Raw genomic sequence first — 16,924 nt, forward strand, 5'->3', positions numbered from 1 at the left:
TTGTTTTCAATATGTTACAAAACGCAGGCTAAAGCCTGCGGCTACCAGAATTGGATTTTTGCAAGAGCCTCTTACTTTTTTCTGGGGGGATAAACGGGGGGGCAATGCTCACTTGAGCACAAATAGATAATAGTAATATACAAACGGGACAGTAAAGATAAGAGAGTCCAATCTGTCCAGTATTCCCCCATGCCCCGGCATCATAAAGCCGGAATCCTTTGCGCCGGATGCCCTCTTAATCAGGGATTCACAAAGATCACTTAGTTGTCCAAGGATACTCCCTCCCAGGCCTATGGTGATGGCATGAATGGGAGAAAGATCATGGAAAAAAACCCTTGCAAATAAAATACATCCCGCAACACTCCCGATAAACGATCCCACAGCCCCGGCCCATGTTTTTCCTGGACTGATCAGGGGGGCCAATTTTCTCCTCCCCCATATTCTACCTACGTAAAAGGCGGAGATGTCACCGGAAAACACAAGGATCAAAATGAAAAAGACCCACAACTTTCCGTTTTCCAGATGACGTAGCAGGATAAAGTGGGATATCATCAGGGGGATGTACATAAACCCCAGTACCACTTTGCCGACAGGAGCGATATCAATATGGTGATCTTTTATCCGCAGGAGAAAGATAACGAAGGCACCTGATACGGAAAAGGTTATCACAGTAAGAACAAGTTTGAGATCACCGAGGTACACGGCAAGGGGGATCAATAGGGCAATAACCACCCCTTCCCCCTTTTCCCAGGAGACCCCCCTACCAAAGACCATCCTGTTGTATTCTGTAATAGCCCCGAGGATAGAGAGGACAATCAGGAGGGAAAAGACAGCCTCTGAACCATAGAATATAATCACAAAGAGGACAGGTGCCGCGATAACCCCTGTGATCCATCGTTTTATATGGGGACCCATCCTGTTCAACCATTTTCTTAAGCATTCAGCCGTCAGCAATCAGCGATCAGTAAGACAGGCTATAGGCTAGGGGCAAGAGGTTATAGGTTAGAATCTAAATTTTCTTGCCTCTAGCCTCTAGCCCATTGCCTCTTGCCTTGCTGATAGCTGAACGCTTAACCATTTCTTAACTGTTCACTTGTCAGGCCAAACCTTCTCTCTCTCGCCTGATATTCGGCGATAGCTTCGAGGAGGTCTCCCCGTCCGAAGTCAGGCCACAGGACATCGGTGAAATAAAGCTCTGTGTAAGCCGTCTGCCAGAGGAGAAAGTTACTTAACCGATATTCACCGCTGGTTCTGATCAACAGATCGGGATCGGGCATATGGGAGGTTTGTAGATAACGGGAAAATAATTCTTTTGTCACCTGGAAAGAGGTAATCCTGTCGGTCTCGCTATCCTTTAATATCTTCCTTACGGCCTCAACGATTTCATCCCTGCCCCCGTAACTGAGGGCCAGATTGAAGATCATTCCCCTATTATGAGCCGTTGCCTCCATGGTTTTTCGGAGTATATTTTTTAGTGGTTCCCTTAATGCCTCGATGTTGCCAATGGCTGTCAAACGGATGTCGTTGTCGAGCATTTCTCGAAGCTCTGAATGGAGGAACTCCCCCAGTAGATTCATCAATCCTTCTACTTCCTCCCTGGGACGGAGCCAGTTCTCTACAGAAAAGGCATACAGGGTAAGGTACTCTATGCCAATCTCCCGACAGGTCCTTACCGTAACCCGGACGGCTTCGGCACCCTTCCTGTGTCCTGATATTCTTCCCAGGGCATGCTTTTTGGCCCACCTCCCGTTGCCATCCATGATGATAGCAATATGCCGGGGAAGTTTTTTAAGATCGCTCTTTTCCATACGAAATCCGAGGAATGTTCTTTCCTCTACCTCTCATATCTCCATAATTTCTTTTTCCTTGGCTGCGAGGACGTTCTCGGCTTTTTCGATATACTTATCAGTTATCTTCTGGACCTCATCCTGCCAAGTATATAATTCGTCCTCCGAGATCTCATTATCTTTCTTCAGGGATTTCAACTGATCATTGGTATCCCTTCTGACATTCCTGAGAGCGATCTTGCACTCTTCCGCCATCTTTCCTACCACCTTTACCAGCTCTTTTCTCCTCTCTTCCGTCAAGAGGGGAATGGCAATGCGTATCAATTTCCCGTCACTGGTCGGCACCAATCCGAGATCAGATTTCTGGATGGCCTTTTCAATATTCCCGATGATACTGCTGTCCCAGGGGGATATGACGATCAGACGGGTCTCCGGTGTGGAAAGAGTAGCAACCTGGTTCAGCGGTGTGGGGACACCGTAGTACTCAACCTTTATGCCATCGAGAAGGGCAAGAGATGCCCGCCCTGTCCTTACCTTGTTAAAAGATTTTTCAAGGAAGTGGATCGCCTTTTCCATGTTTCCCTTTAGTTCCTCGAAAATCAAATCCTTCATTGACCTTTCAACCTCCGACAATAGTTCCTATTGGCTGCCCGCAAATTACACGTTTGATGTTTCCCGTTTTTCGCAGATTAAATACCACAATGGGGAGATTGTTATCCCGGCAGAGGGAAATAGCAGTTGCATCCATAACTTTAAGAGATTTAGTTAACACATCGGTATAACTGATCTTTTTAAACATCGTCGCATCGCTGTATTGAACTGGATCCTTATCGTAGATCCCATCAACCCTGGTGGCTTTCAGGATGGCGTCGGCCCTTATCTCCATAGCCCTCAGAGAGGCGGCTGTATCTGTGGTAAAATAAGGATTACCGGTGCCGCCGGCAAATATCACCACCCTACCCTTCTCCAGATGCCGTATCGCCCTTCTCTGGATAAAGGGTTCTGCAATCTCTTTCATCTCGATGACCGATTGAACCCTTGTTTCTACGCCGCGATGCTCAAGGGCACTCTGGAGGGCAAGGCTGTTGATGACCGTCCCAAGCATACCCATATAATCGGCTGTGATTCGGTCTATACCCCCGGCCTTAGCTTCCGCGCCGCGGAATATATTGCCTCCCCCTACAACCACCCCTAATTGAACATCCAGAGCAACAACCCCCCCGATTTCTCCGGCAATCAAATTGACCACGTGAGGATCTATCCCTGAAGGACAATCCCCCATAAGGGCCTCACCGCTCAACTTCAGGAGCACCCTTTTATAGGCTACCTTCCCCACAGTCATCTGTTAATCGCCTTAATCTTCGCCAAGCTGGAAACGGGCAAATCTTCTGACAACAATATTTTCCCCCGTCCGGGCAATCATATTGTTGACCAGCGTCCCGACGGTTATCTCAGGATTCTTGACAAACTTCTGATCTAACAGGCACACATCCTCATAGTACTTCTTCAACTTTCCTTCGATAATCTTGTCCCATATCTTTTCCGGTTTGCCCTCGGCCAGGGCCTGGCTTCTGTAAATTTCTTTTTCCCTCGCAAGGACATGGGGAGGGACGTCTTCGGGCTTCACGTAAGAGGGATTTAATGCGGCGATATGCATTGCCAGGTCTTTTGCAAGGGCTTGGAAATCCTCGGTTCTGGCGACAAAATCGGTTTCACAATTGACTTCCACCATGACCCCGATCTTCCCACCCAGATGAATATAAGAGGCAACAGTACCATCCTTGGCCGTTTTTGAAGACCTCCTGGTGGCAGCCGACATGCCTTTTTTCCGCAGATAATCAATGGCCTTCTCAAAGTCCCCGTCAGATGCCATCAGGGCTTCTTTGCAATCCATCATGCCGGCGCCTGTTTTTACCCTCAATTCTTTAACCATAACAGATGTAATGTCCAATTTACTCTACCTCCTCAAACTTTCCCTTTTTTGCAGACCCTTCGGTATCATCATCAAGATGTTCCTCAAAATCGGGTATCTCGTCCTTCATCTCCAAGATTTCAGGAATACCAAACTCTGCACTCTTTTGAATCTCTTCGGCTTCCTTGTCACTTTCCCTTAGTATCGTCTCTTCGAGGCGTTTTTTGCCTTCCAGGACGGCATCTGCGAACTTCGAAGAAAACAGCTTGATGGCCCTTATGGCATCATCGTTCCCTGGAATTACATAATCTATGTCATCAGGGTCACAATTGGTATCAACAATAGCGACAATAGGAATCCTTAATTTTTTGGCTTCATTGACGGCGATACTTTCCCTCTTCGTATCCACAACAAACAATCCACCCGGGAGACCTTTAATCTTCCTGATACCCCCTAAGACCTTTTCAAGTTTATCCCGTTCCTTCTTAAGCAACAGAATTTCCTTTTTGGGAAAGGCCTCGATACTGTCATCTGCTAACATCTTGTCCAGAGTGTTTAGTCTATCGATACTTTTCTTGATGGTACTGAAGTTGGTAAGCATCCCGCCAAGCCATCGCTGATTTACATAGGGCATGCCGCATCTTTTTGCCTCTTCTCTAATTGATTCCTGGGACTGCCTCTTGGTACCCACAAATAAAAGCTCTCCCCTTGCCTCCACCATGTCAACGACAAAATTGTATGCAGTCTGAAACATCTCTACCGTCTGCTGGAGGTCTATGATGTAAATGTTATTTCTTGCCCCGAATATATAGGGCTTCATTTTGGGGTTCCATCTATTCGTCTGGTGACCAAAATGAACCCCCGCCTCTAATAACAACTTCATGGAAACATTTGCCATACGACTACCCCTTTAAAGTGTTTTTACCTCCATCCTTATCTTCTTGGCGGGAAACTTTTTAAAAAGCAACACCCCTGCCAATCCAAGGATGTGTGGAATTTGCAGGCAGATAGCACAAAGATATTTAATTAGCAAGTGAAAAACGAACAGGGCATGACAGGGCGGGTTTTAAACCTGCCCTGTCATGCCGTTTCATTACGTATGATAGTGAGCGTTAATCCTGACATAATCGAAAGAAAGATCGGAGGTATGGATGGAGAACGCCTTATTCCCCATGCCCAGTTTGATTCTTACGCTGATATCTGTTTTGTCCATGATTTCTAAAAGCCTTTTTTCCTGACCGGCGATTCCCCGCCCGCCGGCAAAAACGGGAACCTCTTCCAGGTAGATGCGAACGGCATCAATGGGAAGCGGTACTCCTGCGGAACCGACAGCCGCTATAATCCTTCCCCAGTTGGGGTCGCCCCCGAAAAAAGCGGTTTTGACCAGATTGGAGTTGGCAACCTTATAGGCCACTTTCTTTGCATCGCCTGTGGATTTTGCCTCCTCGACGACAACCCCGATGAGCTTTGTTGCCCCTTCACCATCCTTTACTATGAATTGCGCAAGATAAGATGTGACACTGAAAAGCATTTCTTTAAAGATGGTCAGATGCCTTGATGGTCTTTTGATTGGATTGTTGCCGGCAATGCCACTGGCCAGGATAATAGCCGTGTCATTGGTGCTCATGCACCCATCTACCGTGATGGCATTGAAGCTTTTGTTTACCGCCTGCCTGAAGATGGCATTTAAGGTATGATGATCAATTGCGGCATCGGTCATAAAAAAGGCAAGCATAGTGGCCATGCTGGGTTCTATCATCCCGGCCCCCTTGGCTATGCCGCAGAGGGTAATTTCTTTTGACCCGATCATCCCCTTTCGAGATGCTATCTTGGGGAATTTATCCGTCGTCATGATCGCCTCTTCGGCATCGGGAATCCCATTTGTATGCAATCCCCCGACAAGTCTTTCCATACCTGCCTCAATTTTTCCCATCGGAAGTCTGGGGCCGATCACGCCCGTCGAGGCTACTAAAACAAGCCCATCTCTAATCCCTAATTTTTCGGAAAACCCTCTGGACATGGCAAGGGCGTCTTCGTATCCTTCGTGGCCCGTGGCTGCATTTGCATTACCACTGTTGGCTAAAATTGCCTGGGCCATACCTGCTCCTATCCTCTCCATGTCAAGGAGAACCGGAGCGGCCTTGAAGCAGTTTCTCGTAAATACCCCTGCCGCCTTTGCCGGTGCCCTTGAGAATATCAGGGCGAGATCTTTCCTGCCACCTTCCTTGATGCCCACATGGATACCGTTGGCTAAAAAACCAGGAACGCTATATGCTTCACTTCCCCTCATTACACCTCCCTCGGGAGCCTTTCTGCCCTCTGTCTTCCGCCTTCACCCTTCACCTTTCACCTTTCAGCCTTCAGCCTTCAGCCTCCGATCACACTCCACAGCACTTCTTATATTTTTTCCCACTTCCGCATGGACAGGGGGCATTTCTCCCCACTTTTTTGCCTTCCCTTCTGACGGTAGTAGATGTTGCCGGTTCTTCGCCCCGACTCAGGACATATTCCCGGCTGGATTGTTCTCGCATCTGTTCAACCTCTTCCTCCCGCTGGATTTTGACCAGGCACAGTTTCCCAAGGGTATCCTCCTTGATACGGTAGACCATGTCCATAAACATCTCATAGCCCTCTTTCTGATACTCCCTGACAGGGTCCTTCTGGCCATATCCTCGAAGCCCGATGCCTTCTTTAAGATGGTCCATGGCCAGCAGATGATCCTTCCAGTGTGTGTCAATGGATTGGAGCATGATCACCTTCATGAGATAATTCATCAGGGGTTCGCCAAAATCTTTTTCCTTGTTTCTCAGGAGGGTTTTGACACCCGAGGTGATTGCCTCCTCAATGCCTTCTCTATTAAGACCGTCACCTTGCTCACTGAGTTTCAATCTCAATGAAAATTGCTTAAAGACCATATCATCCAGTCCCTTGAGGTCCCACTCCTCAGGATGGCGCCTTTCGTCTATATGCTCCGTGACTAAATCTTCCACAACCTCCTCCAGCATTTCTTCAATGTCTGACCACAGTTCCTCACCACGGAGCGCTTTTTTTCGCTGTTCGTAGATCACCTGTCTCTGTCTGTTCATTACGTCATCGTATTCAAGGAGGTGTTTACGCATCTCGAAATTCTGCCCTTCTACCCTCTTCTGGGCATTTTCTATGGCTCTGGAGATAAGGCGATGCTCGATCGGTTGATCTTCTTCTATGCCAATCCGTTCCATGATAGAGGAGATCCTCTCCCCGCCAAATATCCGGAGGAGATCGTCCTCGAGGGAGAGGTAAAATCTTGAAGAACCTTTGTCCCCCTGCCTGCCCGACCGTCCCCTGAGCTGATTGTCTATCCTTCGGCTCTCATGCCTTTCCGTTCCCAGGATGTGTAAACCACCAACCTCAGCCACACCATCCCCAAGCTTTATATCAGTTCCCCTGCCTGCCATATTGGTCGAAATAGTCATCATATCCGGCTGACCGGCCTGGGCGACGATCTCTGCCTCTTTTTCGTGGTGTTTTGCATTCAGGACATGATGTTTAATCCCGGTACGGGTCAGGTATTTACTTAAAAGCTCAGATTTTTCTATGGATATCGTTCCTACGAGGACAGGTCTCTCTGCCCTGTGCAACTCTTTGATCTCCTCAATGATGGCATTGAATTTCTCCTTTTCCGTCTTGTAGATCACATCGGTATAGTCAGTTCTTATCATCGGCTCATTCGTAGGAATGACAACGACATCGAGATTGTATATCTTTTTGAATTCGGCCGCCTCTGTATCGGCGGTGCCTGTCATTCCTGCCAACTTGCGGTACATCCTGAAGTAATTCTGAAAGGTGATGGAGGCGAGGGTTTGATTTTCCTGTTCTATCTTTACCCTTTCTTTTGCCTCGAGGGCCTGATGTAGCCCGTCGCTGTAACGTCTCCCCGGCATCACCCTCCCCGTGAACTCATCAACGATGATGACCTGACCATCCCTTACCAGGTAATCCACATCCCGGTTGAAAAGGGTGTGGGCCTTCAATGCTTGGTTCACATGGTGAAGGAACTCGATATTTTTTGGTTCAAAGAGATTGGCTACCTTGAGATAACTTTCCACATGGGAGACACCTTCTTCTGTCAGAACAACGGTACGGCTTTTTTCGTCCACCGTGTAGTCCTGATCCCTTCTGAGCCTCGGAATAATTTGATTTATCCGGTAGTACTTGTCGGTGGATTCCTCGGAAGGACCGGAGATGATCAAAGGCGTTCTCGCTTCATCAATCAGGATACTGTCCACCTCATCAACGATTGCATAATGGAATTCCCGCTGCACAAAATCTTCGAGGGCAAACTTCATGTTGTCACGGAGATAGTCAAAGCCAAATTCATTGTTGGTGCCATAGGTGATGTCCGCATGATAGGCGCCCCTCCTTTCGTCATCACTCATCCCGTGCACCACGACGCCAACGGACATGCCGAGAAATTCATAGACAGGGCCCATCCATTCCGCGTCCCTCTTTGCGAGGTAATCATTCACCGTCACCAGATGGGCGCCCTTCCCGGTCAGCGCATTCAGATAGAGCGGCATGGTTGCCGCCAATGTTTTCCCCTCGCCGGTCTTCATCTCCGCAATTTTCCCCTCGTGAAGGACGAGGCCGCCGATGACCTGAACATTAAATGGCCTCATCTGTACGGTACGCCTGGCCGCCTCTCTCGCGACGGCGAACGCCTCCGGCAGGATATCGTCAAGTTCCGCCCCATTAGCGAGTTTTTCCTTGAAGTACGGGGTTTTGGCCTTGAGATCCTCATCGCTCGCCGCCGTCATTGCCGGTTCGAGATCGTTTGTCTCGTGAAGAATGACGGACAGCCGCCTCAATTCCCTGTCATTCTTACTTCCCACAACTTTTTTTAATATTGAACCCAGCATGGATACACCTTTTACGTCATACGTCTTTTATATTATGACATACGACATACGACTTATGTTTTATTACTTCCCGATGGTCATTAACGGATCGCCCACGGCGACCGTATCACCCGGAGATACAAATATCTCTCCCACTTTTCCATTTATTTCCGATATAATATTATTCAGCATCTTCATGGCCTCCAGAACGATCAGTAGCTGTCCCGCTGTTACCTCATCCCCTTCTGCCACGGGTATTTCCCTGACACAGGCGGCAATCTGTGACCGGATGTCGCCTGCCTTTGCCAGGGCGTCAATCTCTTTCGAGGATAATGTAACCTTTCTCTTGACCCCCTCTCCTTCCTCTCCAAGCTCTGTTAGTATCGGTTCCGGGTGGTGGTCAATGATCAGGTGTGTAACAACATCTCCCGCCTTTGTCTTGCGCTGGTGACCAATTTCAATGGAATGCCTTTTCCCGGAAGCATCGGGAAACTCTAATCTTTCCCCGAAATCAAACCCTCCCCGCTTAAACCAGATAGAAGGAGGCAGTACCCAGGTCTTACCGTACTTCGCCTCAAATTTGAGGAAATCCACCGCATCATTGGGGTGCTGTAAATATAAAACTAGTTCATCCTCCGTTGCGCCGCGTCTCAGACGATGTTCCAGTGTCTTCTTTTCTATCTCAAGGTCTGTGTCTTCAATCTTCTGGTAACCGCCATCGCGTTTCAGAATTTCTTTCCACGCCGGGCCGAAGATGGTCTGATAAATATCATCCGACGGACGGTAAAAGGGAAACTCACCATATCTGCCCAGCAGCAGATTCTTCAGATCGTCACTGGCGTCTTTATATCTCGCCTTCTTCAGGACGTTGTTGACCGCCGTTGTCCAGAGGATCTGGGAACCAGGTGTTACACTCCACCAGTTTCCCAGCTCTACTTGAACCTTCGGCAGTTCATTTTGCAGGATTTCCGGCATCAAGTGTAGGAACTCTCCCTTGAGGGCCTGTTCAAAACTTGAACCTGTGGCTCCCCCGGGGAGTTTATGTATCTGCACGGTGGGATCAAATCCGAAAAACTGGGACTCAAAATCCTTATAGTATTCCCTTTCCCTTCGTAAGACATTGGACGTATCAATGACAGCCTGCCGGTCAAGGCCAGCGGCGTGGTATCTGTATTCATCAAGGGTATCCACCACGGTCAGTATGGGAGGGGGGCCGTAGAAACCGACGAAGGCATGGTCTCCTGCATCCACAATTTTGGCGCCGGAGAGCACCGCCTCCACAATTCTTCCGATATCATTGCCGTCTGTGTTGTGTCCGTGATAATGAATAATAAGATCGGGGTATTTCCCCAGGATCGCCTTCACGAGATTGCCGATCCGTCTGGGTGTTCCCAATCCCCCGTGGTTTTTTATGCAGAGAATAATATCGTCTCCGGTTACCTCGAGGATCTCTCCCACCTTTTTTACATAAAATTCGTCTGTATGCTCCGGTCCGGTGGAAAAGCATATCGCCGGTTCTAAGATACATCCTGCCGCCTTCACCTCTTCAAAGACGGGGATCATATTCGGTATGTAATTGAGAAAATCAAATACCCGCCATACATGGATATACCGGGCGAAACTTCGCACTGTTAAACGAATCACATTTTCCGGATAGGGCCGGTAACCGAACAGATTGATCCCGCGACAGAGGGTCTGAAATAATGTGTCAGGCATACTGGCGCTTAAGATCTGCAATTTTTCCAGGGGATTGATCTGCTTCCTCAGCATGTCCACGTGAACGGAGGCGCCACCGGATATTTCTATGGAAAAATAGCCGGCGTCGTTTCTCTGTTCGGCAACTAAGAGCTGGGTACGGGGCATGATCCGGTTTTTAAGATCTGACTGGGAGAGGTCCCTTTCCGTATTGGTAACATAGTAACCATTTGTATTTCTGATCTTCTCGATAATATGACGAACCCCTTTTTCCTTCAATTCCTTGGGGGTTATTCTTTCATCGTAAGTCTGTCTTGATATTTTCATTACATTGATCTCCGTTTATGTCATGTCATACGTCTTACGTCTTTTATATTATGACTTATGACTTACGACATACGACATACGACATACGACTAATAAGTGTAAGGGTTTGTTTTTCTTACATGAATTTCCGCAATCACCCTGGCAAGTTTAGCAATCTCCCGTTCTGGTTCCGGATAGTTGAAAATCTCCGGGTGCGTGTCCAGGTACCCCGTATCAAACCTTCCCGCTTTAAAATCAGGTTCATCACAGATGGCAAGATAAAAGGGAATTGTAGTTTTGGGACCGACAATCAAAAAATCGTTCAACGCCCTTTTCAGCCTCTGTATCGTCTGTTCCCAGTTGTACCCACGGATGGTCATCTTTACCATCAACGAATCGTATTCGGTAGGGATCTTGAATCCTTGATAGACACCGCCATCAAGTCTAACCCCCGGACCGCCCGGCGATTGATAGACTTCCACAATTTTCCCCCCCTCCGGCATAAAATTATTTTGGGGGTCTTCGGCGTTGATCCTTACCTGAATTGCCTTGCCCACCAGGTTTATCCGCTCCTGCGGTATATCGAGGGCATGACCTTCGGCAATTCGTATCTGTTCCCTGACAATATCTATCAGGGTCAGTGCTTCCGTGATCGTATGCTCTACCTGTAATCTCGTGTTCACTTCCATGAACCAGAATTCGTTTGTGTGGGAATCAACGAGAAATTCAACCGTCCCCGCATTCGTGTAATTGGCCTCCCTAACAACCCTGATGGCATTTTCATACATGGCTTTCAGGACATCGTCGGGGAGTTCAGCCGGGGCAATCTCGAGCAGTTTTTGATGCCTCCGTTGAATGGAGCAGTCCCGGGAACCCAAATGGATAATGTTTCCATGACAATCGGCGAGGATCTGTATCTCCACATGTCGAGGAACCTCAATACATTTTTCCAGATAAATGCTGTCGTCATTGAAGGAGGAAAGGGCCTCTGATCTTGCCAGAGGTAACTGATTCAGAAGCTCTATCTCATCGGTGACCTTCCTAATCCCTCTACCGCCGCCACCCGACGATGCCTTTAACATCAAGGGATAGCCGTATTTTTTGCCAAAGGCAATGGCTTCATTTATCCCCGCTTCTCCGGGAGACAGGTTATCCGTACCGGGTATAAGGGGGATATTGGCCCTGGCCATGATCTTCCTTGCGGTTACTTTATTTCCCAGATCTCGCATGGCCTCGGGAGGAGGACCGATAAAAATGATCCCGGCCTCTTCACATGCTACGGAAAGATCGGGATTTTCGGATAAAAATCCATAACCGGGATGAATGGCATCGGCGTTACTTTTTCGTGCCGCCCATATGACCCTGTCAATATCGAGATAATCTTTCCTCGGACCGTCACCGATCATGATCGCATCGTCGGCCGACCTGATAAAATAGGCTTCACTGTCCGGTTTTTCATATATCGCCACGGCGGTAAGTCCCAATTCCCTGACTGTTCTTATGATACGCAGGGCGACTTCACCCCTGTTAGCTATCAATACCCTCTTGATCTTCCCTTTTGCCATTGTCTACCCCCATCAAATTTTATTCATGGATTTGTAAGTGTCCGGTGAATTATTACCTTTATCAAAGGCTTGTGTCAATCACTTTATAATAGCCCAGAAGGGCAAAGGCTTGAGAGGCACAAAGTTGTCGTGCCTGCCTGTGCGCCCGGAAAATTGTCTTGACGGGAGAAGAGAAGATAGGTTAAAGGTAATTGCTCAGGCACAAAGAGACAAAGGCACATAGGCACAAAGTTGTAGGAATACGATCGGAATAGAGGACACAACCTGTCCAAATACCGCTTTGTAAACATTTTATGGGAACTTAAGCAACTCATTCTCTTCAGATCTCTCGACTCTGTGCCTTTGGTGCTCTCAAGCCTTTGTGCCTACCTGAATAGTTACATTTATTGTTATCCAGAAAGGAGTTTCCATGGCAAAATACGAGGTTAAATCTTTAAGAAATGTGGCCATCGTGGGACATGGGGGAACCGGAAAAACATCCCTCTGTGAGTCTTTTCTTTACATCGCCGGTAAATCAGACCGGCCGGGGAGGGTAGACGAAGGGACTTCCTGCATGGATTTTGAACCGGAGGAACAGAAGAGGCATATCTCGATCAGTGCGGCAACTAATTTCTTTGACTGGGAAAAGCACGGGATCAATATCATTGACACACCGGGGGATTCCAATTTTACCTATGATACCCAAAACTGCCTCCGTATTGTTGATGGCGCCATCATTTTAATAGATGCTGTCGGGGGGGTTGAATTTCAGACGGAGACGGTGTGGAAATACGCTGATGAGTTTAAACTCCCGAGGATCGTTTATATCAATAGAATGGACAGAGAAAGGGCAGATTTCTTCAAGGCTGTTGAGGGCATAAAGAACCGGTTGGGGATAAAAGCGACCCCTCTTTTTCTTCCCGTAGGTGTGGAAGAATCGTTTAAAGGGGTTGTAGACCTCATGGCGATGAAAGCCCTGGTCTTTGACGATCCAAAGGGAAGTTACAGGTTGGAAGACATTCCCGCCGATATGATGGACCGTGTTGAAAAATACAGAGAAACAATGGTGGAAGATATTGCTGAATCTGATGAAAAATTGATGGATAAATACTTAGAAGGGGAAGAACTCGGTCTCGACGACCTGAAGACCGGCCTGAAAAAAGGTGTCGTCTCAGGCGCCCTGATTCCGATTGCATGCGGATCAGCAATAAAAAATATCGGTGTTACACCGTTGCTGGAAATGATAGTCGCCTATCTCCCCTCACCGGTAGATCGTGGACCGGTGGCAGGAAAGAAGCCGGATACGGGGGGGGTGGAAAAAAGGTCTCCTGAGGAATCTGCTCCTTTCTCCGCCATGGTATTTAAAACTATTGCCGATCCTTATGCCGGTCGCCTGACTCTATTCAGGGTATATTCAGGAACGGTAAGGTCAGACTCCAACATCTACAACTCGTCCCGAAAGTTCAGTGAACGGTTCGGAAATATCTTTTTTCTGGAAGGGAAAAACCAGCAACCTGCCGGCTCCCTTGTACCGGGAGACATTGCCGCCGTGGCCAAATTAAAGGAGACAGCGACAGGAGACACCGTCTGCGACGAAAAATCGCCTATCGTTTACGAAAAGGTCGTTCCTCCTCCTGCTGTTACCTCTTTTGCCGTGGAACCTAAAACGAGAGGGGATGAAGAAAAGATCGTATCTTCTATCAACAGGTTGATTGAGGAGGATCCCTCCCTTACCTTTCACAGGGACGAACAGACCAAGGAGATGATCCTCTCCGGGCTGGGGCAGGTTCACATCGAAGTGGCGGTGGAAAAAATGCGGAGGAAATTCGGTTTGGAGGTCAATTTAAAGACACCCAAAGTCCCCTATAAAGAAACAATTAAAGGAAAAACGAGAGTTCAGGGAAAGTATAAAAGACAATCAGGGGGAAGGGGGCAGTACGGTGATACCTGGCTGGAGCTTGAACCACTCCCAAGAGGGATGGGCTTCGAATTTGTTGACAGGATCGTAGGAGGCATTATACCACAACAGTACAGACCTGCTGTCGAAAAGGGTATCATCGAGGCCCTGGGGGAAGGGGTCCTCGCCGGTTACCCCATTGTGGACGTGAGGGTTACCCTCGTTGATGGTTCGTACCATACTGTTGATTCATCGGAGATGGCCTTTAAGATAGCTGGATCGATGGGATTCAAGAAAGGCGTTCTGGCATGCCAGCCAACCCTTCTGGAACCGATTGTCAATATCGAGATCGAGATCCCTGATGAGTATATGGGTGACGTCATCGGTGATTTGAACAGCAGGCGTGGCAGGATCTCTGGCATGGATACGAGAGGAGCGCATCAGATAGTGAAGGGACAGGTCCCTCTCGCCGAGATTCTGAACTATGCAGCAGACTTGAGATCAATGACCAGCGGGAGAGGGACCTTCACCTACCAGCACTCCCATTATGAAGAGGTTCCACCTCCTATTGCCGAGAGAATCATCGCCGCCTCGAAGAAGGAAGAGTAAAGTAATGTTAATTCATGCCGGGGTTATCACGATAAGCGACAGAGGGGCACGGGGAGAACGGGAAGATAAAAGCGGTCAGGAGATCATCAGAATGCTAACAGATGCTACCATAAATGTCACCCATACCATGATCATTCCTGACGAAAAAGAGCAGATTAAAGAAACGCTCATCGAATGTACCGATAGAAGAAAGCTTGATCTGATCGTGACAACGGGTGGCACAGGCGTCAGTCCCCGGGATGTAACGCCAGACGCCACCCTGGAGGTAATCGAAAGAGAAGTACCCGGTATGGCAGAAGCGATGCGGCGGGAAAGCGCAACGATTACACCGCATGCGATGATATCGAGGGCTGTAGTGGGAATAAGAGGCCATTCGTTGATTGTTAATCTCCCCGGCAGCCCGAAAGGTGTCCGGGAAAATCTGGCGGTCATCCTCCCCGCCTTGAAACACGCCGTGGAGAAGATCAGGGGTGATGAGGCTGAATGTGCGTCTTGAAAAAATGATGGATATTATCTCTGTGAGTACCGGGCCAGAAGATCCCTCTGCATCGGGGACATCTGTGAAATTGGGAGCAATTTTCAAAAACGTAAGGAGGGACCATGCCGGCAATCTCCCCCTTGGGAACTTTTTCTAATTCCTCATTACATTTAAGGCAGATGGTGAACAACCTCTCCGGTTGAGGATGGAGGGAAAATTCCTCCATTACCTCTCTGATCTGATCCTGGACGTGGTCATTTTGAATGACAAACAACCGACCCGAAAATTCTCTTTTCGCCAGATCCCTTTTTCTTGTCAGGGCAATTCTTCCTTCCCTCTGGGCCTTCCTTAAAAAGTCTCGATCCGCATTGCCGGTATAGAAAGTGGTATCGTACCCTAAGATCCGCAGCCACTTAGCCAGTTTTCCCAGGTTAGCATCTGTAATAAACTTCATTGTAACTTAAGGGCAAACACAAGATTTTTTCGCATGAAATCACTACTGTCCGGTTAAGTATCGAATAAAGTCAACTCGCGAAACCAGAGCATATATTGTGGGATTAGAAACGGTAATTTATCTCAAAGCCCGGTACCGGTACATTCCCCGATACTTCTCCATTGGGATACCCTACCAAGCTCTCCGTATTCTCTCTATCAATAACAGCCGTATAAACAAAGAAGAGATCGGCTTTCCAGTTGCCCGACTCGAAGCCTATGCCACCGAAGAACATGTGGAAATTCACATCGGCAAGGAGAGGGGAGAGATATTTCGAATCAACGGAGTGTTCATCATACTCATAACCGGTGCGCAGGACGATCTTATCATTATACCTGTACTCCACCCCGGCGGAATACCTCATCGTATCCCTCGAATCCTTGACCAAGGGCTGATTCGGGAGGGGAAGGCCTCTGAACCGGAATTCTGATTTGTCGAGATATGTCCAATCCGCCCACTTTGCGGTGGCACTGAAGGTCAGCCTTGGATTCGGCTTATAGGCCAGGCCCAGGCTGACCATCTGGGGCCAGTAGAGATCGATATCTACACTGCCATCTATTCCCCCTAATTTGGCGTCCCCCTCTAGGGAAGTTTTCATGGGGCTTCGCCAGTTGAGACCAGCTGTTAATGAAGGAGTGAGTTCGTAAAGAAGCCCGATAGTGCAGCCATAGCCAAATCCGTCGGCTTCTGTTTCCAGGTACATCCCCAGGGGAGTGCCGGTTACAGGATCCCGTAAAGGCTGGTTAAACTCCGCTGCTCCATACCCGATGTTCAGTTCAAACCCTACTGCAAGACGGGGGTTTATTCGGTAGGCGATGGTAGGTGCCAAATACATGACCCCTGCCGAGGATTCAATATCATCATAGATACCGTGGGCAGGATCCTTATAGAAATTAAATCCCACCCCTAATGTGCTGTAGATTCCGATGCCGAGCACCACCGGCTTGGCCCTGTCGGTAGTATAGCCAAAAAACGGTATCGGCGCCGTCACGTGATTTCTTTGATTATATCCCTCCCTGTTCCGGTAATTCATGCGAACAAAAACAACCTCAGCTCCTCCTGCTATATTTTCGCCTTCGATCCTCGTAAGTCCTGCGGGATTATAGTAGAAAGCGGCAATCGGATCGTCCGGGTTCGCCACCACGCTTGCCATACCCATCCCCCTTGCGCCAACCGCCCCGGGTTCCGTAATGTTGGCATGACCGTTGCTGATGGGTAGCAGAAGTAAGATTGCGATGGGGCCGAGAACCCCACCAAACTTAAATCTTTTCATCTGTCTTCTCCTTCCTCAAACCCCTCGTGATTTTGTGGTAACTTTTGAAAGTG

Annotated in this window: 14 protein-coding genes; 2 read left to right on the forward strand and 12 right to left on the reverse strand. The window is 48.3% G+C overall.

Annotated elements, in window-relative coordinates; translation table 11 throughout:
* Positions 1 to 108: 108 nt before the first annotated feature.
* The 10 genes from QMD03_04575 to QMD03_04620 form a co-directional block, all read right to left on the reverse strand.
* Positions 109 to 915 carry a phosphatidate cytidylyltransferase gene (locus QMD03_04575; protein MDI6776507.1) on the reverse strand — a complete coding sequence of 269 codons (807 nt, stop codon included), beginning with the start codon at positions 913 to 915 and terminating at the stop codon, positions 109 to 111.
* A 155-nt stretch (positions 916 to 1,070) separates the two neighbouring features.
* A complete protein-coding gene (locus tag QMD03_04580; protein ID MDI6776508.1) occupies positions 1,071 to 1,808 on the reverse strand; it encodes an isoprenyl transferase in 738 nt (245 codons plus the stop codon).
* A 33-nt stretch (positions 1,809 to 1,841) separates the two neighbouring features.
* Positions 1,842 to 2,399 (reverse strand): ribosome recycling factor, encoded by a 558-nt coding sequence (gene frr, locus QMD03_04585; protein ID MDI6776509.1) that lies wholly within the window; start codon positions 2,397 to 2,399, stop codon positions 1,842 to 1,844.
* Between the two features lie 7 nt (positions 2,400 to 2,406).
* Entirely contained in the window at positions 2,407 to 3,129 is a 723-nt protein-coding gene (gene pyrH / locus QMD03_04590; protein ID MDI6776510.1) for a UMP kinase, read from the reverse strand.
* A 12-nt stretch (positions 3,130 to 3,141) separates the two neighbouring features.
* Positions 3,142 to 3,738 (reverse strand): translation elongation factor Ts, encoded by a 597-nt coding sequence (gene tsf / locus QMD03_04595; GenBank protein MDI6776511.1) that lies wholly within the window; start codon positions 3,736 to 3,738, stop codon positions 3,142 to 3,144.
* Between the two features lies 1 nt (position 3,739).
* Positions 3,740 to 4,597, reverse strand: a complete 858-nt coding sequence (rpsB, locus tag QMD03_04600; GenBank protein MDI6776512.1) for a 30S ribosomal protein S2 — start codon at positions 4,595 to 4,597, stop codon at positions 3,740 to 3,742.
* 195 nt (positions 4,598 to 4,792) lie between these two features.
* On the reverse strand, positions 4,793 to 5,989 hold the full coding sequence (gene argJ / locus QMD03_04605; protein ID MDI6776513.1) for a bifunctional glutamate N-acetyltransferase/amino-acid acetyltransferase ArgJ: 1,197 nt from the start codon (positions 5,987 to 5,989) through the stop codon (positions 4,793 to 4,795).
* An 88-nt stretch (positions 5,990 to 6,077) separates the two neighbouring features.
* Positions 6,078 to 8,597 carry a preprotein translocase subunit SecA gene (gene secA / locus QMD03_04610; protein ID MDI6776514.1) on the reverse strand — a complete coding sequence of 840 codons (2,520 nt, stop codon included), beginning with the start codon at positions 8,595 to 8,597 and terminating at the stop codon, positions 6,078 to 6,080.
* A gap of 63 nt (positions 8,598 to 8,660) precedes the next feature.
* Entirely contained in the window at positions 8,661 to 10,598 is a 1,938-nt protein-coding gene (locus tag QMD03_04615; GenBank protein ID MDI6776515.1) for a pyruvate carboxylase, read from the reverse strand.
* 89 nt (positions 10,599 to 10,687) lie between these two features.
* On the reverse strand, positions 10,688 to 12,142 hold the full coding sequence (locus QMD03_04620; GenBank protein MDI6776516.1) for a biotin carboxylase N-terminal domain-containing protein: 1,455 nt from the start codon (positions 12,140 to 12,142) through the stop codon (positions 10,688 to 10,690).
* Between the two features lie 409 nt (positions 12,143 to 12,551).
* On the opposite strand from QMD03_04620, the gene fusA reads away from it, so the two are divergent.
* Both fusA and QMD03_04630 read left to right on the forward strand, forming a co-directional pair.
* The gene (gene fusA, locus QMD03_04625) at positions 12,552 to 14,627 is read left to right on the forward strand and encodes an elongation factor G (protein MDI6776517.1); all 2,076 of its coding nucleotides are present in this window, start codon (positions 12,552 to 12,554) and stop codon (positions 14,625 to 14,627) included.
* Between the two features lie 4 nt (positions 14,628 to 14,631).
* Complete coding sequence (locus QMD03_04630) at positions 14,632 to 15,123, forward strand: MogA/MoaB family molybdenum cofactor biosynthesis protein (protein ID MDI6776518.1); 492 nt, start codon at positions 14,632 to 14,634, stop codon at positions 15,121 to 15,123.
* Here the strand turns inward: QMD03_04630 and QMD03_04635 are convergent.
* On the reverse strand, positions 15,092 to 15,559 hold the full coding sequence (locus QMD03_04635; protein MDI6776519.1) for a Mut7-C RNAse domain-containing protein: 468 nt from the start codon (positions 15,557 to 15,559) through the stop codon (positions 15,092 to 15,094). The two genes, QMD03_04630 and QMD03_04635, sit on opposite strands and share 32 nt — an antisense overlap.
* Before the next feature lie 103 nt (positions 15,560 to 15,662).
* Positions 15,663 to 16,871 carry an outer membrane protein transport protein gene (locus QMD03_04640; protein MDI6776520.1) on the reverse strand — a complete coding sequence of 403 codons (1,209 nt, stop codon included), beginning with the start codon at positions 16,869 to 16,871 and terminating at the stop codon, positions 15,663 to 15,665.
* Between the last annotated feature and the right edge of the window lie 53 nt (positions 16,872 to 16,924).

The sequence above is a fragment of the Syntrophales bacterium genome (genome assembly GCA_030018935.1).
GTDB lineage: Bacteria > Desulfobacterota > Syntrophia > Syntrophales > CG2-30-49-12 > CG2-30-49-12.

Bases quoted from the DNA above. Each gene is read 5' to 3' on its own strand.
- QMD03_04575 (MDI6776507.1), bottom strand. From the start codon at position 915: ATGGGTCCCCATATAAAACGATGGATCACAGGGGTTATCGCGGCACCT.
- secA (MDI6776514.1), bottom strand. From the start codon at position 8,597: ATGCTGGGTTCAATATTAAAAAAAGTTGTGGGAAGTAAGAATGACAGG.
- QMD03_04615 (MDI6776515.1), bottom strand. From the start codon at position 10,598: ATGAAAATATCAAGACAGACTTACGATGAAAGAATAACCCCCAAGGAA.
- fusA (MDI6776517.1), top strand. From the start codon at position 12,552: ATGGCAAAATACGAGGTTAAATCTTTAAGAAATGTGGCCATCGTGGGA.
- frr (MDI6776509.1), bottom strand. From the start codon at position 2,399: ATGAAGGATTTGATTTTCGAGGAACTAAAGGGAAACATGGAAAAGGCG.
- QMD03_04580 (MDI6776508.1), bottom strand. From the start codon at position 1,808: ATGGAAAAGAGCGATCTTAAAAAACTTCCCCGGCATATTGCTATCATC.
- QMD03_04620 (MDI6776516.1), bottom strand. From the start codon at position 12,142: ATGGCAAAAGGGAAGATCAAGAGGGTATTGATAGCTAACAGGGGTGAA.
- QMD03_04630 (MDI6776518.1), top strand. From the start codon at position 14,632: ATGTTAATTCATGCCGGGGTTATCACGATAAGCGACAGAGGGGCACGG.
- QMD03_04640 (MDI6776520.1), bottom strand. From the start codon at position 16,871: ATGAAAAGATTTAAGTTTGGTGGGGTTCTCGGCCCCATCGCAATCTTA.
- rpsB (MDI6776512.1), bottom strand. From the start codon at position 4,597: ATGGCAAATGTTTCCATGAAGTTGTTATTAGAGGCGGGGGTTCATTTT.
- argJ (MDI6776513.1), bottom strand. From the start codon at position 5,989: ATGAGGGGAAGTGAAGCATATAGCGTTCCTGGTTTTTTAGCCAACGGT.
- QMD03_04635 (MDI6776519.1), bottom strand. From the start codon at position 15,559: ATGAAGTTTATTACAGATGCTAACCTGGGAAAACTGGCTAAGTGGCTG.
- pyrH (MDI6776510.1), bottom strand. From the start codon at position 3,129: ATGACTGTGGGGAAGGTAGCCTATAAAAGGGTGCTCCTGAAGTTGAGC.